Below are 25,708 nucleotides of genomic sequence, written 5' to 3'. Positions count from 1 at the left end.
ACTCGCCGGGCTAGTAAGGGGCGAACTGTAAGACCGCTTCTGGCCGATGCCTCCCCGTTGGTGAACGGCTCGACGCCACTGGTTCAGGTCGAACCGCGGCGCCGGTGACGCGGTCGCGCATTCCCGGACAGCTAACGGAGCGATCCGGTCGCCTACCCCGGCCATACGCGCTCCCCGCCGTACCGGAATTCCAAGGCTAAGCGTAGTGTCTGACCACATTGGTTGACGCATCCAGTACGGAGGCCTAACAGGAAGTGCCTTTGCGTCCCCATGCCGCACGGTGATATCACCTAGATGCCTTGCAAAATGCTTACATATACGCTCTAATAGGAGGGTCGGCACTTGTTGATTACTAGCTGGGCCACTGCCTCGAGGTACAGTCGTGTCTTCCAACCAGCGTTCTCGCCTCTCCTTGTTTTGTACTCCTACGCAATCGAAGGCGCGTACTCACGAGCATTGGAAAACCAATACCTTCAAGCGCACACAGAGCCGCGTCAGCTGCGTGGATAACTCAGCACTTTCTCCTGCCCGGCTCTTCGCATAAAGCAAAACCAATAAAACGAGAGCCGGGCTCACCATCTTTCTATCGACACCGGCGGTACTCTATCGCGAGCTACGTGATGGGCGTCCGCTGGTATGCCGAACGAACTCGAGATCCATCGCGCTGCGTGCGCGCCGCTCCTTTGCCGCGCGACCTGACAGCGGCGGGATGGGATCGTCGTTGAAGGATAGGAAAGCCATGAGAACGCAAACCAAGCGTCTGAATGAGACGCCACCGCTCAGCCCAGAACGCTCCGGCACCGTCAGTCGCCGAACCCAATACCAGGGCTACCGTTTGATGGCCCGGGCAGAACCTGTGAGGAGTGCATTGCACGCCGCCCATCTGGTGATTGAAGCGCCCTGCTACCCGACGCAACGCTGCTTCAACGCGCTGGATTATTTTTACGACCCCGCACTGGCCGTGCAATATGCCATCCGATGGGGACGGATCTGGGTCGAGCACCGGCTCACGAACGTCGCGGTACAGCGTGTGATATCAACGAAGCCAGCAAGCAACGCCGCACTGCTTCTGCACAAGGAACGCATTACCCCGCCGGTAATCATAGACGACCCCCCGGGCGAAAAAACGCTCCGCTTCATAGCCCGAAAACCCGGAAGTTCAACCGCGGCGCTTGCCTACTGGCTTGGCGTGACTGAGCCGTCTAGTGAGGCGAGCCTCACTGAGTTAACCCGGCGCTTCGCGCCCCTGATGCAGGTCGTCTTCCCTGACGATCGACCCGGTGCGTTCGTCAACCGTAGCGCGCTGCTCGCTATACATCAGTTGGGAACGATCGATCGACTTGTTTTCGTGGACGGCTCATCGCTCGACGTATGGAACGACCGCGCTTGCGCGGATATCTGTAACTTGCATTCCAGCCTGACGCACTCATGCTGTCTGTCAACGACCCGTCGATCACGGCTATGACCGGCCGCGCGGCAAGCCACCCTATCGTTGCCTGCTGCGACGCCGAACGACGCCCGAAATGTACGCAGCGGCCGACCGTGTCGTCGACTCGGCGCGCTACTCCTCGACGCCATGGAAGCGACTGCCGTCTTTGCCAAGTCGGCGGTCGCTCGTCATGTTGATGATATCGAGGAGGGATGCTGCGAAGAAGCAAAGAAACCTGACAGCGGCGCTAGCGTGAGTGTCGCCCAACGGCTGACATCTTTCGCGGTGACGTTAGCGGTGCCGTAGCTGCTGGGGAATGGCGTCACCGTCTCTACGACGGCGAACAAAAAGCCTATCTGCGCCAAGCACCGATATCCATGAAGAATGAGTGGCCCGCATCATTTCTGTTGTCATCGCGGCTACGTAGCCGAAAGAGCTCGCTCGGCCAAAGTTCCGCCTCGTTTTCATACGCGAAGGCGGACCTCCGCAGGAGGCGGTGCTGCGGCCGAGATGCACTGCTAAGCATGGCGGGTTTCGGGAAAATAAGCCGTTCGAGTGCGCGCTTTACGGCTCGGGCAGCGTCAGAGTCTTGCCGAATCGGGCCGAACTGCGGTGGGCGCGATGCGACCCTCTCTCGCCGATTGTACCGACAGAGGTTGAACGGCTGGTATCAGATGTGGACAGGTCTTGGAACCACGGTTGTATTGGACAGCCGGGCGATCGCAATTTCCCCGGGATCACCGGCTCCCGAGATCAGCGGGATGCGGCGTTGCATCCGGGGACGCCGTGGATGCCACCCGTCGACATCCGTCGTAGCCAAGTCTCGTCTTGACCAGTGCCGGAACCGCGGCGCATTCGAATCGACTATGAAATGCGTCAGGGATTCGAGCGCTTGAGCCGCATCGCGACTGAAAATCTTTCTGCGGGATGGATGCTGACGGATACCTCGAAGCTCTTGCCCGCCGCGTCCAGATAACGCCGAACGATCTCGAGGGCCGCCGTTCCCGCTTCCACGCGCAGCCGCTTCGCCATCTCATCCGACACCAGCACCGCCTGAATCCCCTGCTGGATCTCCGCGATGCTGTGCCCATAGCGCTCCTCGATCAAGGCGCTGATCAGCCGGTCGGGTTGTTCGCGCGCGATATCCGCCACGTCAGCATAGTCCGGCGCGATGTACACGTCAGTCCATCCGACCGGCGCACGGCTTTTTCCTCCGTCGATGCGCAGGCTCGAAATGCGGAGAAACCGCGCGCCTTCCTGACATTGCAGCGTCCTCGCGAGATCGCGGTCCGCGGCGATCACGTCCGTCGATTGCACCAGCCGCAGATGTTCCGAGCCGAACTGGGCCAGATCGTCGACGGAAGCGAGCGTCGGCCGGAACTCGCTCCTCGGTCGCGCCGACTCGACCCGCGTCCCCGCGTTCTTGCGACGCGAAACCAGACCCAGTTGCTGAAGCTCGTGCAGTGCGGCGCGCACCGTATGACGGCTTGTGCAGTAGTAATCCCTCAACTCCAGCTCGGTCGGAAGGACGCTGCCGACGGGATAGCGCCCCGACGCGATGGCTTCTGTGAGTTCGCGCGCGATGTCCGCGAAGTGAGGTCGGTTGCTCATCTCGTCTATCGAAAATGTCTTGTTTTGTTCGCTAGGGGTAAATCATAGCTTGTCCTGACATGTCCGAACATAATATTCTTGATATGTCCGGACTTATTAAGAGCCTAGCCTCGTGCTGTCCGCCTCTCTCTCTTTCGAATTCTTCAGGTCGTAATGACAAAATCCGCCTTTCCGATGGCCAGCACCGTGGTCGATTCCATCCTGTTTCGTGACGCCTTCGGCACCGCCAAGATGCGCGCGGTGTTCTCCGATCACGCGTTGATCCAGCGCTACATCGATGTCGAAGTGGCGTTAGCGAAAGCGGAAGCGCGCGTCGGCGTGATTCCCGCCGATGCCGCCGAAGTGATTGCGCGTGAATCGACGATCGAGCGCATCGATTTCGATCACATGCGCGAAGAGACCGATATCGTCGGTTATCCGATTCTGCCGCTCGTGCATCAACTAGTCGAAATGTGCGGGGACGCCGGCCGCTACGTGCACTGGGGCGCGACGACGCAGGACATCATGGATACGGCAGTCGCGCTGCAAGTGCGCGACGCGCTCGATTCGATCGAGGACGACATCCGCGAACTGCGCGCCATTCTCACGGATCTGGCGAAAAAACATCGCGATACGCCGATGGCCGGCCGCACGCACTTGCAGCAAGCGTTGCCAGTGACTTTCGGCTACAAGGTCGCGATCTGGCTCGCGATGTTCGATCGTCATCAGGAACGCATGGCGCAGATGCGCGAACGCGTGGCCGTCGTCGAATTCGCGGGTGCGGCAGGCACACTGGCATCGCTCGGCGACAAGGGCTTCGAAGTGCAGAAGGCGCTCGCCGAAGAGCTGAAGCTCGGCCTGCCCGCAACGACATGGCACGTCGCGCGCGACGGCTTCGCCGAGGCCGTTAACCTGCTCGCGCTGGTCACCGGCTCGCTCGGCAAGATTGCGCTCGACATCATGATCATGGCATCCACCGAGTTCGCGGAAGTCTACGAGCCGTTCGTGAAGGGACGCGGCGCGAGCAGCACCATGCCGCAGAAGCGCAATCCCATTTCGAGCGAACTGATGTTGGCGGCGGCGAAGGCCGTGCGTCAGCACGCGGGCCTGATGATCGATGCGATGATCCAGGACTTTGAGCGCGCCACCGGCCCGTGGCATGCCGAGTGGATCGCGATTCCCGAAAGCTTCATCCTCACGGCGGGCGCGTTGCACCAGGCGAAGTTCGCGCTCGGCGGCCTCATCGTCGATGAAGCGCGCATGAAGCACAACCTCGGCATCAGCAAGGGCTTGATCGTCGCAGAAGCCGTGATGATGGGCATGGCGCCCCACACCGGACGTCAACAGGCGCATGACATTGTGTACGACGCATGCCGCACCGCGAACGAACATGGCGGCACGCTCGCGGAAGCGCTCGCTGCGCTGCCCGAAGTCACGAAGCACTTCGACCGCGCCGCCATCGACCGCATGACCGATCCCGCGAACTATCTCGGTCTCGCGCCGCAGATGGTGGACCGGGCCATCGCGCTCTCGAGCGAAATCTGAGCATCAAAAACGATGGAGGAGCACGCGATGCATAACCAACACGCATTACATAACGCGCCCGTCCCAGCGAAGAGAACGCTGCCGTGGTACCGCAAGCTCGGCATGCAGGTGCTGCTGGCGCTCGTCATCGGTATTGCGGTGGGATTGTTGTTTCCGAAGTTCGGCGCGCAACTGAAGGTGCTCGGCGACATCTTTCTCGCGCTCATCAAGGCAGGCGTCGCGCCGCTCGTGTTTTTGACGATCGTGCATGGCATCGCTTCGGCGGGCGACGTGAAGAGCGCGGGGCGCGTGGGGTGGCGCTCGATTGTCTACTTCGAAGTCGTTTCGACGATCGCGCTCGCCGTCGGCCTGCTCGCGGGCAATCTGCTGCAGACGGGCAAGGCGATGACGTCCGTCACTGTCGGCGCCGTGCCCGCGAGCGCGGCCAAAGCGGCGCCGCAGGGGTTCACCGAGTTCGTCATGCATATCGTGCCGGACAATTTCATCGGCGCATTCGCAAAGGGAGAGCTGCTGCAAGTCGTCGTCCTCGCGGTGATGGTCGGCATCGGCATTCTCGCGATTCCGGAGCGCCGTCGCGTACGCATCAACGAAGGGCTGGATCTCATTTCAGAAGTTCTCTTCGCGTTCATCAATCTCGTAATGAAGCTCGCGCCGCTCGGCACGCTCGGCGCGATCGCCTTCTCGGTGGGCAGCAACGGCACGGCCGTGCTGATCGCGCTCGCGCAGCTCGTGCTGAGCTTCTATGCGGTGGTCGTGCTGTTCATCATCGTGGTGATGGGCGTGATCGCGAAGCTCGCGCGTTTCAGTCTGTGGCGCTTTCTGCGCTATATCAAGGACGAGATTTTCATCGTGCTCGGTACCGCTTCGTCCGAGAGCGCCCTGCCGCGTCTTCTGATCAAACTCGAACGGCTGGGGTGCGCAAAGCAAACCGTCGGGCTCGTGTTGCCGACCGGCTATGCGTTCAATCTCGACGGCACGTCGATCTTTATGTCGATGGGCGTGATGTTCATCGCGCACGCGTACGGCGTGCCCATCACGCTGGATCATCAGATCGGCATTCTGCTGCTGATGCTGCTGACGTCGAAGGGGGCGGCCACGGTGTCGGGCGGGTCGTTCGTCGTATTTGCGGCGACTGTCACGTCGACCGGCATTCTCCCCGTCGAAGGCCTTGCGTTGATCTTTGGCGTGTACCGCTTCATGTCGATGGCCATCGCCACCTGCAATACGATCGGCAACAGTGTCGCAACGGTCGTGATCGCCAAGTGGTCGCGGAGCTTCGATGCGGCCATCGCGGAGCGTCACCTGTATCCCGAACGCTTTCCTGTCACCGCGCATGCCGACGCGTATCTGGCCGACGGCAATCTTCTGCCCGAAGACATGAACGACGCCAATCCGCATCCGCGCGGCATTCCGCTTAAAGGCGCGCGGAACACGCCCTGATTCGGTGTAACGTCTTCACGGCGCGCGGCGATGTCATGCCGCGCTCGACTCAATCACTCGATGCTTCAACGCGCTATGACCAAACCAACGCGAATCGAACATGATGCGTTCGGTCCCGTCGAGATTCCGTCGGATCGATACTGGGGCGCACAGACGCAGCGTGCCCTCGGTCTTTTTGAAATCGGTGAAGAGCGCTTCCCGGCTGTCCTGCTGCGCGCATTCGGCCTACAGAAGTACGCGGCCGCATGCGCGAACGTGCAGTGCGGCGTGCTCGCACCCGAACTTGCCTCGGCGATCGAGAAGGCCGCGATCGAGCTGCACGAGGGACGATGGGATGACCATTTTCCGCTCACGATCTGGCAGACGGGATCCGGTACGCAGACCAACATGAACGCCAATGAGGTCATCGCGAACCGGGCAAACGAATTGCTCGGACAACCGCTCGGGACCAAGGCGCCGGTGCATCCGAACGATCACGTCAACCGGTCGCAATCGTCGAACGACAGCTTTCCTACGGTCATGCATGTGGCGGCCGCGATCGAGGTGACCGAACGGTTGCGGCCGGCGCTGGGTGAACTTCGTTCAGCACTTGCCGGGCGCGCCGAGGCCTTCGCCGACATCCTGAAAGTCGCCCGCACACATCTGATGGACGCCGTGCCGATGACTATGGGGCAAACATTCGGCACCTTCGCGCACCAAGTTTCGAATGCGCTGGCTCGCGTCGACGATGCCTGGTCCCGGCTCTTGATCCTGCCCCAAGGCGGCACCGCTGCCGGCACGGGCCTCAACGCGCCTAAAGGCTTTGATGGTTTCTTCTGCGCGACGCTCGCGGAGGCCACCGGTTTGCCGTTTGTGCCCAGTCGCCATAAGTTCGAAGGCATGGCGGCACACGACGCGTTGGTGGAGCTATCGGGCGCATTGAACACGATCGCAACATCGCTGTTGAAAATCGCGAATGACATAAGGTTCCTTGCTTCCGGTCCTCGCTGTGGACTCGGCGAATTGCGGATTCCCGATGACGGACTGACATCTTCTATCATGCCAGGCAAACGCAACCCGACGATTGCTGAAGTACTTGTGCAGGCGTGTTTCCAGGTAATCGGTAACCACCAGACGATCACCATAGCCAACGCCTCCGGCAACTTTGAACTGAACGTCGCGAAACCAGTGCTTGTCTACAACCTGTTGCAATCTCTGCGGGTTCTCGCCGATTCCGTCAGCGTTTTTGCAAGACGCTGCGTTTGTGGGATTGATGTGGATCGTGAACAACTCGTGACTAACGTTGAGCGGTCACTGCTGGCAGTCACTGCCCTCAATCCCATACTGGGTTACGATCGAGTTGCACAGATTACGGCGACGGCGTTGCGCGACCATGTGACACCACGCGCAGCCGCGATTGCGCTCGGGTTCCTCGACGGCGATGAATACGACCGGCTAGTTAACACTGCTGTGCTCGCCGCGGGTAACGCTTCAGAGCGGTAAATCTGGACGCCGTACGAACTGGCGGAGTGCAGGAATCAAAGCCGCGAGATCGGTCTGTTACTGCCCTCGGTCCGACACAGCTCGTTCGGTTAAATGGCCGCTCACAGAAGTGAACACGCCCTTCGAATGACGACCCCGCGAGACGGCCGACCGGCCGCAATTGGCCGAACTCGGAAGCCAAATCAAGCGGTCAGGCCTCCGTTCACCTCTGTCAACTTGGGTGTAGCAGTTTCCCCGAGGACAGCGCTCCAGAAGTAGCTCAGTTCTGGACGTTTTCCTCGCAATCTTCCCAGTACCTCAGCAGGTCGTGATTTTGTGGATAGCGTAAGTTGAGCCACGCTGACAGCTTGGTCCAGTCCGGATGGTTCGTACCCGTTTGAGCAGACCAGGTCGACGACCTCTCAAGAATTTGACCGTTCCCGCGATCACGGACAAGCAAGCTGCCTAGTCCGTTTGAACTGTTCGCCTGTGGCTCAACCAGATACCGCGGGAGAATTCTAAGTTCAGCATTCTTGGCCCACCCGTATAAGGCGCGGAGCACGCCGGACGGATCTCGCAACTCGATGGGGCCGCTTTCGGGGCGAACGGCGGTCCATCCTTCAGGAAACTCCGCGACAACCTCGTCCTTACCCTCCCTCACTCACTTCACACGCCATGCCCGCGCGATCGCCTCGCGCATGCGAGACACCGACTCGTAGCCGGCCGGCAACTCGATCGCCACCGGAAGTGTAATGAGGTTGTCTTTCCAGAGTTTGGTTTCGTCGTCGGCGCGCTCGACCGCGTCGAATGCCCCTGCTTCGAAAGGGTTCTCGGGGCGGCTCGATACTCTCACGTTCCCGTCCGGCAGACCCTCGAAAAGGCGCTCAGCATCATGGCGGGTAAGTTTTGTCTTTCCTTTCTTTATTGGCGTCTCTACAGCAAAGTTGTCTCGCAAACGCCTGTGTCCTAACGACCGAAGTCGGGCGACACTTCCTCACGCGCGCTTTTGAAGGTGCGCGTGATCCTATTCTGCGCCATTCGCTTGCTCCCGGCTTGCGCGGCGGTAATCGCACGGCTTGGGCCGCCGTCCCTGCCGCAAACATTGGACGGATCGATCCACGCCAAGGACTAGAGCGCGCTCGCACGAGCAATTATCGACTTCTCGCAAACCCGGTTTCTATGACAGCGTTTATCGAGTGAGAGACGGCACAACCCGGGCAGTTGAACTATTTACGGCCGCCTGCCGCCTATTGAACGGACGATAGCGTACCCCCTGCCGAAGAGGTCGGTCATGCAGCTACGGATGATTTTGCTGCTGTTCGCAGATCGACGGCCCTGAACATCAAAGTCGTCATTCAGCGAATGCGGGTTGTCGACCCGGAAGAGCCTTTGCCATTCTGACTAGCAGGCGTGGGGCAATACAAAATGCACTTGCTCTATCCGGGCGGGTCGTCTGCGAGCGGCGCGCAATTTTATTGATCGGCGCGGTCCCATGGACAACGACGACGAACTTGCGATGATGCTCATTGTGCGTGGGGTCGGAATGTTGGCTTGCGCCGGCAAACATCTCGATCAGGGCTAACTCATTCAGTACTATGCGGCAAAGTACATACAGTTCTTGCATACCGGCTTCATTCAGACGCGGGCGTATCGTCGCCCAGCCGTCTCTGGCGGTTTTTCCTCAGCTCCACAATTTCAAGGGAGACGACAGATGGAATTCCGCAACCCATCCCCCGGCCTGTACAACGAAGATCTGGCGCCCGCCAGGGTGCGCAACTGGGGCGCCTTCAGCATCTTCACCGTCTGGATCCCGGGCGTGCACAGCCTCTGGGCTACTACCTCGCCGCCAGCCTGTTCCTGCTGTGCGGCAGCTTTACCAACTTCCGGCTGGCGATCGGGCTCGGCTCGCTGGTGATCTTCGCTCTGATGAACCTGATCGGCTACGCCGGCGAGAAGACCGGCGTGCCTTACTGGTGCTGGCGCGCGCCTCCTTCGGCGCGCAGGGCGCCAACCTGGCGGCGCCGGTGCGCCCCGTGGTGGCCTGCTTCTGGTACGGCGCGCAGACGGCAGCGTCTTCGGGCGCGATGGTCGCGCTGCTGATCCGCAGCGACAGTCTGATGGCATTCCACAAGGGCGCGCATTACCTCGACCACTCGAGGCTCGAGGTGATCTCCTACGTAATCATGTGGGCGCTGCAGCTGCTCCTCATCCAGAAGGGCATGGAAACCGTGCGCAAATTTCAGGACTGGGCCGGTCCGGCAGTATGGGTCGCGATGCTGATTCTTGCCATCGGCCTGTGCGTCAAGGCCGGCGGCTTCTCGTTTGACCATCGCATGCCGATGAACGTGCTGCTCGAGAAGACCCGGGACGCCAGCGTCAGCGGCGAGCCCGGCTCGTTCTGGGCGCTGATGGCAGTGCGTGCGACCTGGATCACCTACTTCGCAGCGTTGTACCTGAATTTTTGCGACTTCTCGCGCTAGGCGAAGAGCCGCAACGCCGTGAAGAAAGGAAATCTGTGGGGCCTGCCGGTCAACCTGATCGCGTTCTCGCTGGTCGCCGGCGTCACCACCATCGCCGCGTTCAAGGTATACGGCGAAGTGCTGCTGCACCCCGAGCAGATATCGGCCAGCTTCGACAGCTGGATGCTGGTACTCATCGCGGCGCCGACCTTCGCAGTCGCCACGCTGGGCATCAACCTGGTGGCCAATTTCGTCTCGGCGGCGTTCGACATCTCCAACGTGTTCCCCAGGCATATCAGCTTCGGGAAGGGCGGCTACATCGCGGCGATCATCGCGCTGATGCTCTACCCGTTCGCGCCGTCGAGCGCATCAATCGAACCGGTTTCGATGTTGTAGACCCAGCCGTGCAGCGCAAGATGCTCCTGTTCGAGCGCGAGTCTCACAGATGGGCGCGTCTTGATGTTCGCCAGCTGAGCAATCACGTTTTCGCGGACCATCACCACTGCGTCAGGCACGCACATCGAGCCCACGGCAAACCAGCAGCGCTCCATTCAATCAGCACCGAGGAGGCGGCGATGCATGTGCGCTCTCGTTGGTCGCTATTTCGACGTTATCTATTTCCAACCAACGGTCCCTGCGTATGTTGTGAACGTCCTTCCGGCGGGCCCGCCGGAGGCTCCTTCCGGACATACCCTGCCTAGCGGATCTGTTTGCCAGATTAAATTGTTTGAAAGCTCCGTCTGGGATTTTGCACACGTAACCCGTCCCGGGCATACTCTGGCTCAATAGAAAGGCAAGCACTTCGGCGAAAGACCGCCCCCCGGAGACTCGATGCGTCTGGATTTGCAATCGCTGAAACTGTTCGTCGCTGTCTGCGAGCGCGGCAGCATCGCCCGCGCGGCAGAAGCAGAAAACATCGCGCCTTCGGCTCTGAGCAAGCGCATGTCGCATCTGGAAGACGCGCTCAAAACCGCCCTCTTCGTGCGCAGCAACAAAGGGCTCGAATTGACGGCCGCAGCCGCGGCCTTGCTGCAGCATGCGCGCGTGGTTCTGCGCGACATCTACCAGATGGAAAGCGAGTTGCTCGATCATGCCGAAGGAGTACGCGGTCAGATCAGACTGAACGCCAGCCTCTCGACCATCGTCCAGTACATTGCCAACGACATCCGCGACTTTCTTGCACTGCACCCGGGCCTGCGCATCGACCTGCAGGAGAGTCTGAGCCCCGCCGTGGTCCGGGCCGTGGCCGAAAACGCCGCGGATATCGGCGTCTTCGGCGGCACGACCGTGACCACCGGCTTGCAGGTCTTCCCCTACCGCAGCGACCGGCTGGTCGTCATCATGCCGCCCGATCATCCGCTGAGCCGCGCCGACCGGGTCGCATTCCGCGACGTCGCCAGATATCCGCTGGTGGGCCCGCAACCGGGCAGCTATCTGAACTCGCTGGTACTACGCGCGGCAGCCGACCTGGACCACCCGCTCAAACTGTCGATCCGCGTCAACGGCTTCGAACCGGTGCGCAGCATGGTGGAAGCGCGCCTCGGCATCGGCTTGGTGCCTCAGCATCATGCGGAGCGTTACGTCAGTTCGGGACCGTTAGTGGCCGTGCAACTGGACGAACCGTGGGCCGAGCGGCATTGGAAGATCTGCGTGCGCGAAGCCGAGACGCTTCCCGCGCCGGTCCAGCTTTTTCTCAAACACCTGCTCGCGAGCCAGAAGGCGCAGCCGGCGACCGACCGTCAAGAATAGGCGAGCTTCAGCCCGGCCTGCGGCCAGGGCAGTGAGCCGAGGCGCCCCGTGCCCGACAGCGTCACGTAGGCCGTCTTCATGTCGGCGCCGCCGAAACAGATATTGGTCACCATGCCGTCCGGCACCATGACCTGCCGCAGCACCTCGCCGGTCGGCGCAACCACGGTGATACAACCGGTGACCAGCGTGGCCACACAGATATTGCCTTGCACATCCACTGCCAGGCTGTCGAAGCGCTGATAGCCCGGCAAGCCGCATACAAGTCGCCCGCCGTGCGGCGACGGATAAGGGTGCTTGCGCGCCCGGCCCGGTGCGTCGAGGTCGAACGCCCACAGGCGCGCGGTCTCGGTTTCGGCCACATAGACCACGCTGTCGTCCGGCGACAGGCCGACGCCGTTCGCCGTGGTGAGCGGATGGGCCACTTCCACGATCATCGATCCGTCTGCCCGGCCGTAGTAGAGGCCCGCGTGATCGCGGTCGCGCAGCCGGTTCTTGCCGAAGTCGGTGAAATAAAAGCCGCCGTCATGATCGAACACGATGTCGTTGGGGCCGCTCAGCGCAAAGTCCCCGCAACGGTCGTACAGTGTCGTGAGCGTGCCTGTGTTCGGGTCGAAGCGCTCGATCCGGCCGCTGGTGTAGGCGGGGTGTATGCCCGGTCTCGTGCGGTTCAGCCCGGCGACGGTACGGAACAGGAAGCCGCCGTTGTTGCAGACATAGAATGCCCCGTCCGGCCCTAACGCCAATCCGTTGGGCCCCCCGCCCACTTGTGCCAGCACATCGACCGTGCCGTCGGCTGCCACGCGGCTGATGGTCTCACGCTCGATTTCCACCAGCACGATCGCGCCATCCGGCATCGCCACTGGCCCTTCCGGGAATTTCAGGCCTTCGGCCAGGATGCGAATGCCGCTCTCCATCGTCGGTTTCCTTTTTGCAACTCAATGCTTGTCGGCATTTTCGACGAAGCGATTGTCGTAAGTGGCCTTGAGGTCGATCGATGCTTTGCCGATCTCGGGATCGAACGCCGCCAGCACGTCGCGCACCGTGTGAGCGGCGGCGTCCGTCATAAGGCCGTCACGCGAGATGCAGCGCTGCATGTTCGCGTAGGCTCGCGCGAATACATCCTTGTCGGCCAGCGCGTACTGCGGCGGGACGGCTGCGGCGACCTGCTCGGGTGTGGCGTGCGCCATCCAGCGCTCAGCCGCAAGAATTGCATTCGTCACCGCCTGCACGGTATTGGGGTATCGGGTAGCGAAGTCCCTCGTCGTATAGATAGAGGCTTCTGGATAATCGCCGCCGAGCGTGGCGCGCGTACCTGCCGGATCGCGCATGACGGCCAGCGTGAACAGATCGCCACTGTCCTGTAGCACGGTTGCGACCGGGTCGTTGCTCATCAACGCGTCGATCTGGCCGCTGCGCGCGGCGGCAATCGCGCCGGCAGACGAGCCCACCCCGATGATCGACACGTCGCCCGGCTTGAGCCCAGACCTGCTCAACAGATAATTCACGCCCATATGAAAGCTGGAACCGGGCGAACTCACGCCGATGCGCATACCCTTGAGGTCCGCATACGTTCTGACCTTGCCGTGGCTCGCGCGCGTCGCGCCAAATACCCAGCCGGGGCACGATGCCAGGGTCACGAACGATACCAGGTGCTGTCCCTTCGCCGCCATCGTGATGGTGTTGGAATAAGCACCTGCCACGATGTCGGCGCTGCCGCCCAGCATCGCCTGCAACGCTTTCGCTCCGCCGCTGAACACACCGATCTCGACATTGAGTCCGGCCTGCTTGAAATATCCGCGGCTTTGCGCAATCACAAACGGCAGATATGGAAAACCCACGCCCGCCGCCGCCAGGTCAATACTGCTTTTCTCAGGCACCGGCCCGGCAACGGCGGCCACCGGCTGCGCGATCACGAGGGCCGCGCACGTGGCCAGTAGCGGCAAGATCAGACGCCCGAGCGTTCTCACGATGATATGTCTCCTGTCCTTGCTTGCGACTGCGGCCCACTGCATTTCAGAACGTCAGCCCTGCACGACGTCCTGACGCTGGTTGCCGAGGCCTTCGATGCCGAGCGTGACCACATCGCCTGGCTTCAGATAGACGGGCGGCTTCTGCCCCAGTCCGACGCCCGGCGGCGTACCCGTGGAAATGATGTCGCCCGGCTGCAGCGACATGAACCGCGACAGGTAGGCCACCAGATAGCGCACGCCATACACCATCGTGGCGGTGCTCCCGTTCTGGTAACGATGTCCGTTGACCTCGAGCCAGAGCCGCAACGCCTGAGGGTCGGGTATCTCGTCCGCGCTCACCAGCCACGGGCCGGTCGGACCAAACGTATCGGCCGATTTGCCCTTGGTCCACTGCCCCTCGCGTTCGGCCTGGAACGCGCGCTCGGACACGTCGTTGATCACGCAGTAGCCGGCGACGTGGTCCATTGCATCGCGCTCGCTCACATATTTTGCGGTCTTGCCGATGACGACGCCCAGCTCGACCTCCCAATCCGTTTTCAGAGCATCGCGCGGAATCTCGATTGTGTCATTGGGGCCGACAATCGCGCTCGTCGCTTTCATGAAGATGATGGGTTCCGGCGGCACGGTCGCGCCGGTCTCGGCGGCATGGTCGGAGTAATTGAGGCCAATGCAGATGAATTTGCCCGTGCCGCCGACGCATGGTCCGAGGCGGACATTGCCTTCCACCCGCGGCAACGCCGCAAAATCGAGCGCCTTCAGATGAGAGAGGCTATCGGGCAGCAGAACATCGCCGGCAATGTCGGGCACATGGCTCGAGAGATCCCGCAGATTTCCATCGGCATCGAGCCCGCCGGGTTTTTCCTTGCCGGGTGCGCCGTAGCGTAACAGCTTCATAGGTGTGCTCGCTTCAGTAGGTGGCGCGTCCGCCGGACAGGTCGAACACCGCGCCGGTGGTGAACGAATTCTCTTCGCTCGCGAGCCAGGCGATCATCGCGGCCGCTTCGCCGAGTTCGAGAAAACGGCCGCGCGGGATCTTGCCGAGCATGTAGCGGATATGTTCAGGCGACTGCTCCATCGCGCCGGGCGTGCGCGCAACGGCGGGCGTGACGCAATTGACCGCGATGTCGTGACTCGCCAGTTCCTTACCGAGCGATTTGGTCATCGCGATGACGGCAGCCTTGGCCGAACTGTAGGCCGCTGCATTCGGATTGCCCTCCTTGCCTGCCACCGACGCAAGATTGACGATGCGGCCGTAGTTCTGGCCGATCATGCCCGGCACGACCGCACGGCAGCAATGAAAGGTGCCGTTCACGTCGATGTCGATCACCTGCTTCCAGGCGTCCAGCGGGTAGTCGATGAGGGCAGCGTTGGGGCCGACGACGGCCGCGTTATTGATCAGGATGTCGATGCGTCCGGCCGCTTTCAGCGTTCCCGCCACGGCGGCCTGGACGCTCGCATAGTCGGCGATGTCGGCCTGCTCGAAGTGAACATGGTGCTCGCCGAGGCCGGCACGGGCCTGCTCCATGCCGGTAGGGTTGATGTCCCAGATCACGAGCCGCGCGCCGGAGGCGAGCAGCCGGCGGCCGACCTCGAGGCCGATACCTTGCGCGCCGCCGGTCACTACGGCGACGCGGTCCTTCATGTTGATCGCATTAGTCTGCAAGATGATTTCCTCGGAAAACTGTTCGGTTGCGAAACGCGCCTAGGCGCCCGCCGCGACCGTTTGCCCCGCGACGGGCCGCCAGCGCAGCAGATGGTCTTCGATCATCGACACCGCGGTATCGAGAACGAGGGCGAACACGGTCAGCACCAGAATGCCGGCGATAACCGAGTTGATGTCGAACACGCCTTCGGCCAGCAGGATCAGATAACCCACTCCCTTCTCCGAACCCAGGTACTCTCCCACCACGCTGCCCACGAAGGCGATGCCGATCGCGTTGTGCAGGCTGGAAAATACCCAACTGGTCGCGGAAGGCAGGTAGACGTGCCGCATCAGCTGACGCGAACTCGCACCCAGCATGCGGCTGTTGGACAACACGGTTGGGCTCACCTCGCGGACGCCCTGGAACACGTTGAAAAACACGACGAAGAAAACCAGCGTCACGCCGAGCGCCACCTTCGACCAGATGCCGAGGCCGAACCAGAGCGCGAAGATCGGCGCGAAAATCAGTCGCGGCATCGAATTCATGGCCTTGATGAACGGATCGAACACGACTGCAAGGAACGGGTTGAGCGCGAGCCACAGGCCGCATGCCAGCCCGGACGCCGTGCCGATCGCGAACGCCAGCATCGTTTCGAGCAACGTGGTGTACAGATGGCGAAACACCGAGCCCGTCACGAACCATTCGACGATACGGCGAGCGACGCCTAATGGATCGCCGAAGAAGAAAGGCGACAGCCATTTCTGACTGGTGCCGAGCCACCACAGAAACAGAATGCCGAACAGAATCACGAGCCGGGTCAGCAACACGGTGAACCGGTCGGCCGGTTTAAATTCGATTGTGCGCATAGCTTTTCAGAACCTCCCCTCGAAGCACGTCCCAGATCTGGGAGTGCAGTTGCAGGAAACGCTGCGTCATACGGATTTCCGACATCTCGCGCGGACGTTCGAGATCGATGTCGAACTCGGCGATAGGCCGCGTCGCGGGCCCTGCCGACAGGACGATCACGCGGTCCGACAGCGAAATCGCCTCTTCGAGATCGTGAGTCACGAACATCACGGATTTGCGGTCGAACGACCACAACTGAAGCAGTTCGTTCTCCATCAGATGCCGGGTTTGAATGTCCAGCGCGCTGAACGGCTCGTCCATCAAGATGATGCGGGGGTTGAGCGCCAGCGCCTGCGCGAGACTCGCACGTTTGCGCATGCCGCCCGACATCTGGTGCGGATACTTCTTGCCATGGCCGTGCAGACCCACTCGCTCCAGCCAGTCGCGCGCGACGGCCAGCGCCTCTTCGCGCGGCGTGCCATGGAAGATCAAGCCTATCGCGATGTTTTCCTCGGCCGTTTTCCATGGCATCAGCGCGTCGACCTGGAACAGATAGGCGGCCTGCCGGTTCAGGCCGTTGGCGAGCTTCTCGCCGAACACGCTAAGCGTCCCCGACGAGGGACGTGTCAGTCCCGCGGCCACGTTAAGCAGCGTGGATTTGCCGCAGCCCGTCGGTCCGACGATAGAGACGAACTCTCCGTCGCGGATCGTCAGGTTGCCGCCTGAAATGGCGGTGTAGGTCTGCGCGTTCTTGCCGTTGCCGGCAAAGGTGCACGTCACGTTGTCGAAGCAAAGCGCTTCGCGCACTCTTGGCTCGCTGTTCGCGAGGGGGACACTGCAGGTTGCTGTGCTCATGGCTGAATCTCCGCCGCCTTCCTGACGAACCGGTTGTCGTAGGTCGAGGAGAGGTCGATGTGGGCCGAAGCCACTGTCGGGTCAAAAGCTGCCAGCACGTCACGCACGGTCTGGGCGCCCTTGGGGGTGATCTCTCCGTTCTGCGCGATACACCGGCGGCTGTTCGTAAACGCCTCAGCGTAGAGCGCCTTGTTGTCCGTCAGAAACTCTGGCGGCACGTTGTCCGCGACCTGTTGCGGGGTCGCTTTCGCGATCCACTTCTCCGCGCGCACAATCGCATTGGCTACGGCCTGCACGGTCTTCGGGTTCCTGTTGACGAAGTCCTGCGTCGCGAACAGGCTCGACTCGGGATAATCCGAGCCGAACACCTTGACGTTACCGTCGGCCGTGCGCATGTTTTCCAGCGGCTTCAGGCTGCCGTCCTTTGTGAGGACCGTGGCGCTCGGGTCGTTGACGATCAGCGCATCGATCTGGCCGGCCCGCACAGCCGCGACCGCCCCGGCCGCCTGCCCCACGCCGATGATCGACACGTCCGAAGGCTGCAGCCCTGCCTTGTGAAGAATGTAGTTGACCGCCATGTGCGTGCTCGAACCCGGCGCGCTCACGCCGATCCGCATGCCTTTGAGATCTTTCGCCGACTTCACCTCGCCCTCGCGCTTCTTCGACACGCCGAAAATCCATCCCGGACAGATGACCTGCGCCGCCACCATGACCAGATGCTGGCCCTTGGCTGCCATCGTGATAGTGTTCGAATAGGCGCCCGCAACCATGTCGGAACTGCCGCCCAGCAGGGCCTCCAGCGTCTTCGAACCACCGGAGAAAGCGGCGATGGTGACGTCGAGCCCTTCGTCCTTGAAGTAGCCACGCTGCCTCGCGACGAGCATGGGCAGATAGGTGATGCCGACCGAGGCCGCGGCGATGTGCAACTCGGGTTTCTCGGGGACATCCTTGGCCACAGCCGTGACGGAACCACAGACAAGCCCGAACGCTGCGCACAGCGAAATGGCGAGTTTCAGCTTCATGATTGTCTCCTCCCTTTCTGGGATTTTCTGGTGCGGCAAACTGCGGGACGGAACCCGGAGTGCCCGTGCCCGTCATTGCTGCGATGCCGGGCGCAGTCGGCGTGACGCGGCCCGGGCTAGGCCGGCTGCTTGCGCAGCATCTCGACCACCGCATCGCCCATGTCACGCGTGCCGACGCTGCGTGTGCCCTCCTGGTGGATGTCGGCGGTACGGTAGCCCGCGGCCAGCACCGCGCGCACGGCCCGTTCGACGCGGCTCGCGGCGTCTTCCATTTCGAAGCTTTCGCGCAGCATCATCGCAAGCGACAGGATGGCGGCGAGCGGATTGGCCATGTCCTTACCGGCGATGTCCGGAGCCGAACCGTGCACCGGCTCGTACAGACCTTTGCGGCCGGAGCCGAGCGAGGCAGAAGGCAACATGCCGATGGACCCGGTCAGCATGGCCGCCGCATCCGAGAGAATGTCGCCGAACAGGTTGCCGGTGACGATCACATCGAACTGCCTCGGCCGGCGCATCAGCATCATCGCGGCAGCGTCCACGAACAGATGGCTCAATTCGACGTCGGGATAATCGCGGCCGACGCGCGTGACCACCTCGCGCCACACCTGGCTCGCCTCCAGCACGTTGGCCTTGTCCACGGAGCACAGTCTGCGGTGACGGCGGCGTGCGGCCCTGAATGCAGCGTGCGCGACGCGCTCGACCTCGGACTCCGCATAACGCATTGTGTTGAAGCCCACGCGCTCGCCTGCCGGATTGGTCTCGAACCCGCGCGGCTCGCCAAAATAGGCGTCGCCATTCAACTCGCGCACGATGACGAGATCCAGCCCGTCGACCACTTCCGGCCGCAGGGTCGACGCACCGATCAATTCCGGGAACATGTAGGCCGGACGGAAGTTGGCGTAAAGCGTCAGCGCCTGGCGCAACTGCAGCAGTCCGGTCCCCGGACGGCGGTCGCGCGGAATCCCGGCTTCATCGGCCACGCCGACCGCGCCAAACAGGATCGCGTCGGCCTTGCGCGCCAACTCCAGTGTCGGCTCGGGCAGCGGCACGCCGTGCGCCTGAAGGCCGGCCTCGCCGATGGCCGCCTCATGGGTCTCGGCCTGGGGCGCCACGACCCGCAGCACCTTGAGAGCCTGGGCCAGTACTTCCGGACCGATACCATCGCCTGGCATGACTGCAATCTTCATCTGAACATCTCCTTTGTTATCGGGAAAAGCGCTTAACAGGTTTCCGCGCGGTTGCGCTCGAATGCATCGATGCGATCCTGGTGCGACAGGGTGTAGTCGATTTCATCCATGCCGCGCAGCAGGCACTCTTTAGCAAACGGCTCCATGTCGAACGCATGCACCGCGCCGTCAGGCAAGGTCACGGTCTGTGCTGGCAGATCGACGGCTAAGCGACTGCCGGGGCTGGCCGACAAGGTGTCCAGCAGAGGCAGCACCACGGCCTCCGGCAACACGATGGGCAGCAGCCCGTTCTTGAGACAGTTGATGAAGAAGATGTCGCCGAAGCTCGGCGCAATCGCCGCGCGAATGCCGTAGTCGTATAGCGCCCATACCGCATGCTCGCGCGACGATCCACATCCGAAGTTGTGGTTCGCCACGACGATGCGCGAGTCGCGGTAAGCCGCCCGGTTGAGCACGAAGTCGGGCTGTTCAGTGCCATCCGGGCCGAAGCGCAGCGACCGGAACAGAAACTTGCCGAAATCGTCGGAGCGGGGTTTTTGCAGGAAGCGAGCCGGCAGAATCTGGTCGGTATCGCAGTTGATCGCAACGATCGGCGCCGCCACTGCGTCGAGGTAAGTCAGGCTTTCCATGCTCATGCTCCTAGCAGACGGCGCACGTCTGTCAGACGCCCCGTCACCGCAGCCGCAGCCGCCATGGCCGGGCTCATCAGATGGGTGCGCACGCCGGGGCCCTGGCGGCCTATGAAATTGCGGTTCGACGTGGACGCGCAGCGCTGCCCGGGCGCGGCCGTGTCGCCGTTGGTCGCAAGGCACATCGAACAGCCGGGAAAGCGCCATTCGAACCCGGCCTGTATGAACACACGATCGAGCCCTTCCGCTTCGGCCTGCGCGCGAACCTCGTGCGAGCCCGGCACGACCCAGGCCTCGACGCCCGGTGCGATGCGCCGGCCGCGCGCGACTTCGGCGGCGCTGCGCATGTCTTCGATGCGGCCGTTGGTGCACGAGCCGATGAATACCCTGTCGATCGCCACACCTTCGAGCGCCTCGTCCGGCGTCAATCCCATGTAGTCGAGCGCGCGCGACATCGCGGCGCGAAGATCGGGGTCGGCCTCGCGCGCCGGATCGGGCGCGCGACCGTCGATGCCACAGGCGTACTCGGGCGTCGTGCCCCAGGTCACCATGGGCGCGATTGCAGCCACGTCGATATGCACTTCGCGGTGGAACGTCGCACCCGCGTCGGTCGTCAACGTGCGCCAGTGCGTAATTGCCCGGTCCCACTGCTCGCCCATGGGGGCGTATGGCCGCCCCGCCAGATACGCGAAAGTGGTTTCGTCGGGAGCGATCATCCCGGCGCGCGCGCCGGCCTCGATGGTCATGTTGCATAGGGTCAGCCGGCCTTCCATCGACAAAGCCGCGATCGCGGAGCCGGCGTATTCGATCACGTGGCCTGCCGCGCCGGCGACGCCGATCCGTGCAATCACCGCGAGAATCAGATCTTTTGCGCTGACGCCCGAGCCTGGAATGCCGTCGAGCGTGACGCGCATGTTTCTCGATTTGCGCTGCCACAGACATTGCGTGGCGAGCACGTGGGCGACTTCGGTGGCGCCGATACCGAACGCGAGCGCACCGGCTGCGCCGTGCGTCGACGTGTGGCTGTCCGCGCAGACGATGGTCATGCCTGGCAGGCTCAGGCCCTGCTCCGGGCCGACCACATGGACGATGCCGCGCCGCCGGTCTTCCATGCCGAAGAGCGTGATACGCGATTCAGCCGAGTCTCTTTGCAGCGCCTCGATCATCGCGCGCCGCTCGGGATCGTGCACCGCTGCGAGATCGTTTGCCGCGCTGGATACGTAATGATCAGCCGTGCCGAAAATGCGCCCGGGCGAACGCGGCTTGAGCCCTCGCTTACGCAGCAGATCGAACGACTGCGCGGTGACGTCGTGAATGAAATGCCGGTCGATGAACAACAGATCCTGTCCGTCGTCGCGCGACATGACCCGGTGACTGTCCCAGACCTTGTCATAGAGAGTACGCGGGCCGGCAGCGCCCTGGTCGAGTTGCATCGCTTCGTCTCGCTCCATCAATGGGCCGGCCGCGGCAACCGCAGCCATGCGGTTCGCAGTCGATCGGTGTGCAACCATCATGCACGAGGCAAACGGGCTTGTTCGTGGTCTTTTGGAAAGGCACCATCGCCAATCGCGATGCCGAACTCACTTCGCGATGGAGGGAGCCCGGTAAGCGATAGAGTTGCGCACACGCCGGCTCGCGCGCGACGGCTGGTCTCGAATGAGCGTGCCGCGGTCATGCACTGCGCGGGCGGCTCGACGCACTCAGCCCTGCGAGAACTGCTTCCCGACGAACGCGATGTGCGCATGCATGGCCCGGAACGCCGCATCGGGACGACGTGCGCGGATAGCGCGAAAGATCGCTGCGTGCTGCCCGAGCCGCATCAAGGCGAGATCGTTCGCATCGAGCGGAATGTGCGACGCTTCGTACGTGTTGTTGGTGATGTGTTCGCGCAGCAGCGTGATAATGCTGCTGTAGAAGTGACTGAGCATCAGTTGTGCGATGCGATCGTCAGCACTGCATGAAACTCGGCATCCGCTTGCGCCTCCGCCTCGACACCGTGGCTATGCTTGCATCACTGGGCTTCGATGGAGCAATGCCGCCGACCACAGGTCGCCCGTCGTATCATCCGGCAGTGCTGCTGAAGATCTATATCTACGGCTACCTGAACCGGGTTCAATCGAGCCGGCGCCTTGAGCGCGAATGCCAGCGCAATGTCGAGTTGATGTGGCTCACGGGCCGCCTGGCTCCGGACTTCAAGACCATAGCCGACTTTCGTCGTGACAACGGCATCGGCATTCGCAACGTGTGTCGCCGCTTCGTGATGCTGTGCCGTGAGCTGAAGTTGTTCTCGCAAGCGCTGGTCGCCATTGACGGCAGCAAGTTCAAGGCAGTCAATACGCGCGATCGCAACTTCACCGAGGGTAAGGTCGACAAGCGCCAGAAGCAGATCGAGGAGAGCATCCAGCGGTATCTGAACGCGCTGGAGACTGCCGATCGTACGCAACCCGCCGAGCTCGAAGCGAAGACGACCCGATTGCAAGACAAGATCGCGCGCTTACGCGAGCAGATGCGGAACCTCGATCAGATCAAGGAGCAACTCAAGACGCAGTCATGGCCAACTCTCGATGACTGATCCCGACGCGCGCTCGATGGCGACGAGCGGCAAAGGCTCGGGAATGGTGGGCTACAACGTGCAGGTGGCCGTTCACGCCAAACACCATCTCATCGTGGCCCACGAGGTTACAAAGTCGGCCCTGAACAATTCGTTTCTCGTTGCGCCGGCGTCACGCCGTCACGCCGTCACGTCGGTGGCAGTGTTGAGGTTGAGTAAAGCAGCGAGAACGAAGACACAAAGAAGCCGCAGCTTCCTCAGGATCATGCGGAGGTTGTGGCCGGCCCCGCACAGTACCGCGTGCATCGCATCGCCGAGCGCGCCTTTGAGCCAGTTGCGATCAAGTTTTCCGTCTGTCTTCATGTGGCCGATGGCTGGCTCGATTGCGCTGCGCCGCCTGATCATCGCGCGTAGTCCGCGTGTGATGCCCCGCCGCAAGCCCGGGTGGTGGATCTTCACGCCGTCGACGGCGACGCCCTTGTAGCCACGGTCGACGACAGCGACTTCTGGCGTGACGTCGCACAGGATTGCTGCCTGTTCTAGCGCTTCAGCAAGTGTATGACCGTCGTACGGATTGCCAGGCATCGAGCGCATGCCAACTACCAGTCCTTCCTTGTGAGTCGTTGTGATCGACACCTTCACGCCAAATTCGTACGACTTACGCGCCTTGCCTTTGGCCAGGCATTCGACTTCCGGCGCATGCAGCGCGTACAGCTTGTTCTTGTCCTTCGGCTTCTGCGACAGAATCCGCTTCGTCCTGGCGATCAGTTCCTGCAGCGCAGTACGGCTTGAGTCTGCAACCTGAGCGGTCTGCCGCTCAACATCGCGCATGACGCGACCAACGCGCGAACGCAGCGTGCGCAATGCCTTCCTCATGCGTTTGTACTGCTTCGCGTGAGCGTAGCGGCCAATCTGCAATCCAAGACGCGGCGCCTCACGGTTGTAGTTCTGCCGCAGCTTCAGGCCGTGCCGCGCTGCGGCCTTCACCAGATGTTCGCGACACCGCTCGAGCAATCGCGAATCGGTTGGATGGGAAATCGCCTTCTCCATGACCGTCGTGTCGACGATCACCTGCTTCACGCTCGCGGCCTTAATCACGCCAGCACGTTTTGCTGCTTCAATGGTCTCGGCCAGCAACTCTTCAACGCCGGCTTCGCCCAGTCGCTTGCGCCAGCGCGTCAGGCTCGACGGGTCGATCGGCGGCTCCGTCTGCAGATACGTTTCGCCCGTGAACACCTGCCAATACGGGTTCTCCACCCATTGCCAGACGACCTCTTCGTCGGACAGATCGAACGCGTGCTGCAAATACAGCAGCCCCGCAATCAGGCGCGGCGAACTCGCCGGTCGACCTTTGGGCGACACGAAGCTCTCGCTCATCAATGCACCCAGCCGCTCCCAGTTAATCAGGTCAGTCAGGCGCACCAACGGATGCTTCAGATTGATCTGCTCTCGCAGCCGTTGCCGGAAGAAATCTCCCTCCGTCACTGGCGTCTTCGGACCCATCTGCACCTCGTTGAAAAATGCAGGATTCTCGCGTTAATATGCCAGGTTCCTGCAATTCCCACAACCGCATTTCCAGCTCAAATCCCTACACCGCAAGGCTTTGAAGATTGTTCAGGGCCGACTACAAACTCTGGCAGTGACCGGACACAGCTTAGCCCCATGGCAAAAGCTGCGCGCGACGCGATGGGCAAGACAAGGTTGCGGGCAGTCGCCGATCGTGGCTACTACACCGGAACTCAGATTAAGGAGTGCGCGAATGCCGGGATCGCGGTAATGCTGCCGAAACCGACGACATCAATCGCTAAACATCATCGTCGGTTCGATCGGTCAGACTTCGTCTACATTGCCCGGGACGACGAATACAAATGCCCCCTGGTCAGCGTGCAATTTACCGCTTCACTGGAGAGGAACACGGAATGCAACTGCGCCGCTACTGGAGCAGTGCGTGCCAACAATGCCCAATGAAATCCAAATGCACACCGAGTTCTTATCGGCGGATTACCCGCTGGAAACATGAGTCTGTGCTGGAAGGCGTTCAACGTCGATTGGACAAAACGCCAGACGCAATGAAGATACGCAGGCGAACGGTAGAACATGTCTTCGGAACGTTCAAGCACTGGATGGGCTATACGCACTTCCTGACCCGCAGGCTGCCCAATGTAGGTACCGAGATGAGTTTAAACGTACTCGCCTACAATCTCACGCGAGTGCTGAGAATCCTGGGCCTCAAGAAGACAATGAAGGCGATGCGGCTGGTGGGTGCGTAAGGACCCGCAGGTCCCGAAATAAGGCGCTTAGACTCGCCTGGAACGCATCAGAGCGGTTCACCTCCTCGCCGGCGTCGTGATAGCTGCGAGGCAGTCAAACGCGCCGCTGGGGTCGGCGTCACGCGTCGCATGGTAATGCTATCGGGTTTCCACACAACCTGGGTCGATTCAGGCGATTCGCATAAAGCGAGTCGGTGGGGAGTCGATCGGGGCCATCATCGGACTCAGTGAGGCCAAATGCGGACTTGCAGCTCGCCCACTATTAGTCCGGCGAGTGTCTCTTCCACGCTCGTAAGCAGCCGTCCAATTTTCATGATGCTCCTGACGGTCTCATCGGCTACAACCATTTTGGCACGTTGATACACGGCTGCCGATGTAACGAGTCGATCAATCCACTCGCTTCACAATGAATAACGATGGAGTCTCGATGTGCTGAGGGCAAGAATCTTTGCTCGATCATATGATCGATGAATGCGATGAAGGGCGTGAAGAACTCCGCTGTGTTCAACAAGCCCAACGGCTTGTCGATTTCCTGCAACTGGTTCATCGTCCAGACTTCCATCACTTCCTCAATCGTTCCAATACCTCCGGGTAGTGCAATGAAGGCGTCGGCAAGCTCGACCATTCGTGCCTTCCGCGCTCTTAGCGTCGCAGCGACCTCGCAATGAGCCAGTCTCAAATGCGAATGGCCGCGCCGATGCAGGCTTTCGGTGATGACGCCATGCACCTGTCCTCCCTCCCTCAACTCCAGCTCGGTCGGAAGAACGCTGCCGTTACACTGCTTTTCTCGATAGTTAAGCCAGGCCTTCTGTGACTGTTCAAATTCATCCTTGTACTGTGTGGATGTATATATAACTTTTGATAGATTGAATTCAGCTCTCTTTTTGAGCTATCCAGAGCTTGATTCGCGCAGGATAAATCGCCATATACGTTCCCGCCGTCGGCGCATGTCTTGGCAAATGCACTCGGAGATAACACTAAAAGGTGACCTTGCCCCCGAAAAACGAATCCCTTGCTGAGTGTGTAAACTCAAGCAAGGAGAAGAAACGATGACGGTCAAGG

At 61.5% G+C, this 25,708-nt stretch carries 20 protein-coding genes and 5 pseudogenes; 8 read left to right on the top strand and 17 right to left on the bottom strand.

Annotated elements, in window-relative coordinates; all coding sequences use genetic code 11:
* Positions 1-739: 739 nt before the first annotated feature.
* Positions 740-1,465 (top strand): hypothetical protein, encoded by a 726-nt coding sequence (locus tag AB6809_RS32215; RefSeq protein WP_371028039.1) that lies wholly within the window; start codon positions 740-742, stop codon positions 1,463-1,465.
* Positions 1,466-2,305: 840 nt separating this feature from the next.
* On the opposite strand, the gene AB6809_RS32210 is transcribed toward AB6809_RS32215, so the two are convergent.
* Positions 2,306-3,040, bottom strand: coding sequence for a GntR family transcriptional regulator (locus tag AB6809_RS32210; protein WP_006048748.1), 735 nt, complete (start codon positions 3,038-3,040; stop codon positions 2,306-2,308).
* 153 nt (positions 3,041-3,193) lie between these two features.
* On the opposite strand from AB6809_RS32210, the gene pcaB reads away from it, so the two are divergent.
* The 3 genes from pcaB (at position 3,194) to AB6809_RS32195 (ending at position 7,486) form a co-directional block, all read left to right on the top strand.
* Positions 3,194-4,564, top strand: a complete 1,371-nt coding sequence (pcaB, locus tag AB6809_RS32205; protein ID WP_006048747.1) for a 3-carboxy-cis,cis-muconate cycloisomerase — start codon at positions 3,194-3,196, stop codon at positions 4,562-4,564.
* Positions 4,565-4,591: 27 nt separating this feature from the next.
* Complete coding sequence (locus tag AB6809_RS32200) at positions 4,592-6,004, top strand: cation:dicarboxylate symporter family transporter (RefSeq protein WP_006048746.1); 1,413 nt, start codon at positions 4,592-4,594, stop codon at positions 6,002-6,004.
* A gap of 75 nt (positions 6,005-6,079) precedes the next feature.
* Positions 6,080-7,486 (top strand): class II fumarate hydratase, encoded by a 1,407-nt coding sequence (locus AB6809_RS32195; protein ID WP_371028038.1) that lies wholly within the window; start codon positions 6,080-6,082, stop codon positions 7,484-7,486.
* A gap of 259 nt (positions 7,487-7,745) precedes the next feature.
* On the opposite strand, the pseudogene AB6809_RS32190 reads toward AB6809_RS32195, so the two are convergent.
* Together AB6809_RS32190 and AB6809_RS32185 are read right to left on the bottom strand one after the other, a co-directional pair.
* Positions 7,746-8,390 (bottom strand): annotated as a pseudogene (locus tag AB6809_RS32190) (hypothetical protein).
* A 426-nt stretch (positions 8,391-8,816) separates the two neighbouring features.
* Entirely contained in the window at positions 8,817-9,089 is a 273-nt protein-coding gene (locus AB6809_RS32185; protein WP_157140610.1) for a hypothetical protein, read from the bottom strand.
* 87 nt (positions 9,090-9,176) lie between these two features.
* Here AB6809_RS32185 and AB6809_RS32180 point away from each other — a divergent pair.
* Positions 9,177-10,284: pseudogene (locus AB6809_RS32180) on the top strand (cytosine permease); the annotation flags it as partial.
* On the opposite strand, the pseudogene AB6809_RS32175 reads toward AB6809_RS32180, so the two are convergent.
* A pseudogene (locus tag AB6809_RS32175) lies at positions 10,269-10,421 on the bottom strand (carbonic anhydrase); the annotation flags it as partial. The pseudogenes AB6809_RS32180 and AB6809_RS32175 sit on opposite strands and share 16 nt — an antisense overlap.
* A gap of 334 nt (positions 10,422-10,755) precedes the next feature.
* Here AB6809_RS32175 and AB6809_RS32170 point away from each other — a divergent pair.
* On the top strand, positions 10,756-11,673 hold the full coding sequence (locus AB6809_RS32170; RefSeq protein WP_371028037.1) for a LysR family transcriptional regulator: 918 nt from the start codon (positions 10,756-10,758) through the stop codon (positions 11,671-11,673).
* On the opposite strand, the gene AB6809_RS32165 is transcribed toward AB6809_RS32170, so the two are convergent.
* The 11 genes from AB6809_RS32165 to AB6809_RS32115 form a co-directional block, all read right to left on the bottom strand.
* Positions 11,664-12,587: an SMP-30/gluconolactonase/LRE family protein gene (locus AB6809_RS32165; protein ID WP_371028036.1), complete on the bottom strand. Its 924-nt coding sequence runs from the start codon at positions 12,585-12,587 to the stop codon at positions 11,664-11,666. The two genes, AB6809_RS32170 and AB6809_RS32165, sit on opposite strands and share 10 nt — an antisense overlap.
* 21 nt (positions 12,588-12,608) lie before the next feature.
* On the bottom strand, positions 12,609-13,640 hold the full coding sequence (locus tag AB6809_RS32160; protein WP_081653066.1) for an ABC transporter substrate-binding protein: 1,032 nt from the start codon (positions 13,638-13,640) through the stop codon (positions 12,609-12,611).
* A gap of 54 nt (positions 13,641-13,694) precedes the next feature.
* Positions 13,695-14,537: a fumarylacetoacetate hydrolase family protein gene (locus AB6809_RS32155; RefSeq protein ID WP_006048735.1), complete on the bottom strand. Its 843-nt coding sequence runs from the start codon at positions 14,535-14,537 to the stop codon at positions 13,695-13,697.
* A gap of 13 nt (positions 14,538-14,550) precedes the next feature.
* Positions 14,551-15,306 carry an SDR family NAD(P)-dependent oxidoreductase gene (locus AB6809_RS32150; RefSeq protein ID WP_006048734.1) on the bottom strand — a complete coding sequence of 252 codons (756 nt, stop codon included), beginning with the start codon at positions 15,304-15,306 and terminating at the stop codon, positions 14,551-14,553.
* A 39-nt stretch (positions 15,307-15,345) separates the two neighbouring features.
* Positions 15,346-16,152 (bottom strand): ABC transporter permease, encoded by an 807-nt coding sequence (locus AB6809_RS32145; protein ID WP_006048733.1) that lies wholly within the window; start codon positions 16,150-16,152, stop codon positions 15,346-15,348.
* Positions 16,133-16,987 (bottom strand): ABC transporter ATP-binding protein, encoded by an 855-nt coding sequence (locus tag AB6809_RS32140; RefSeq protein ID WP_044020806.1) that lies wholly within the window; start codon positions 16,985-16,987, stop codon positions 16,133-16,135. Before AB6809_RS32140 ends, AB6809_RS32145 begins: the two co-directional genes overlap by 20 nt.
* Positions 16,984-18,009: an ABC transporter substrate-binding protein gene (locus tag AB6809_RS32135; protein ID WP_029970880.1), complete on the bottom strand. Its 1,026-nt coding sequence runs from the start codon at positions 18,007-18,009 to the stop codon at positions 16,984-16,986. The genes AB6809_RS32140 and AB6809_RS32135 overlap by 4 nt, the downstream gene beginning before the upstream one ends.
* Positions 18,010-18,125: 116 nt before the next feature.
* A complete protein-coding gene (gene leuB / locus AB6809_RS32130; RefSeq protein ID WP_371028035.1) occupies positions 18,126-19,196 on the bottom strand; it encodes a 3-isopropylmalate dehydrogenase in 1,071 nt (356 codons plus the stop codon).
* Positions 19,197-19,228: 32 nt separating this feature from the next.
* Complete coding sequence (gene leuD / locus AB6809_RS32125; protein ID WP_371028034.1) at positions 19,229-19,825, bottom strand: 3-isopropylmalate dehydratase small subunit; 597 nt, start codon at positions 19,823-19,825, stop codon at positions 19,229-19,231.
* Positions 19,826-19,827: 2 nt separating this feature from the next.
* A complete protein-coding gene (gene leuC / locus AB6809_RS32120; protein ID WP_371028066.1) occupies positions 19,828-21,258 on the bottom strand; it encodes a 3-isopropylmalate dehydratase large subunit in 1,431 nt (476 codons plus the stop codon).
* A 267-nt stretch (positions 21,259-21,525) separates the two neighbouring features.
* A complete protein-coding gene (locus tag AB6809_RS32115) occupies positions 21,526-21,753 on the bottom strand; it encodes an FCD domain-containing protein (protein WP_371028033.1) in 228 nt (75 codons plus the stop codon).
* Positions 21,754-21,782: 29 nt separating this feature from the next.
* Between AB6809_RS32115 and AB6809_RS32110 the strand changes: the two are divergent.
* Positions 21,783-22,509 (top strand): annotated as a pseudogene (locus tag AB6809_RS32110) (transposase); the annotation flags it as partial.
* 47 nt (positions 22,510-22,556) lie between these two features.
* Here the strand turns inward: AB6809_RS32110 and AB6809_RS32105 are convergent.
* Positions 22,557-23,879, bottom strand: a complete 1,323-nt coding sequence (locus AB6809_RS32105) for an IS5 family transposase (RefSeq protein WP_371028032.1) — start codon at positions 23,877-23,879, stop codon at positions 22,557-22,559.
* A gap of 123 nt (positions 23,880-24,002) precedes the next feature.
* Between AB6809_RS32105 and AB6809_RS32100 the strand changes: the two are divergent.
* A pseudogene (locus tag AB6809_RS32100) lies at positions 24,003-24,646 on the top strand (transposase); the annotation flags it as partial.
* A gap of 337 nt (positions 24,647-24,983) precedes the next feature.
* Here the strand turns inward: AB6809_RS32100 and AB6809_RS32095 are convergent.
* Positions 24,984-25,499, bottom strand: coding sequence for an LOG family protein (locus AB6809_RS32095; protein ID WP_371028065.1), 516 nt, complete (start codon positions 25,497-25,499; stop codon positions 24,984-24,986).
* Positions 25,500-25,708: the final 209 nt, after the last annotated feature.

This window comes from Paraburkholderia sp. RCC_158 (assembly GCF_041355255.1).
GTDB classification, from domain to species: Bacteria; Pseudomonadota; Gammaproteobacteria; order Burkholderiales; family Burkholderiaceae; genus Paraburkholderia; species Paraburkholderia graminis.
This window is presented reverse-complemented; position numbering and strand designations above follow the sequence as displayed.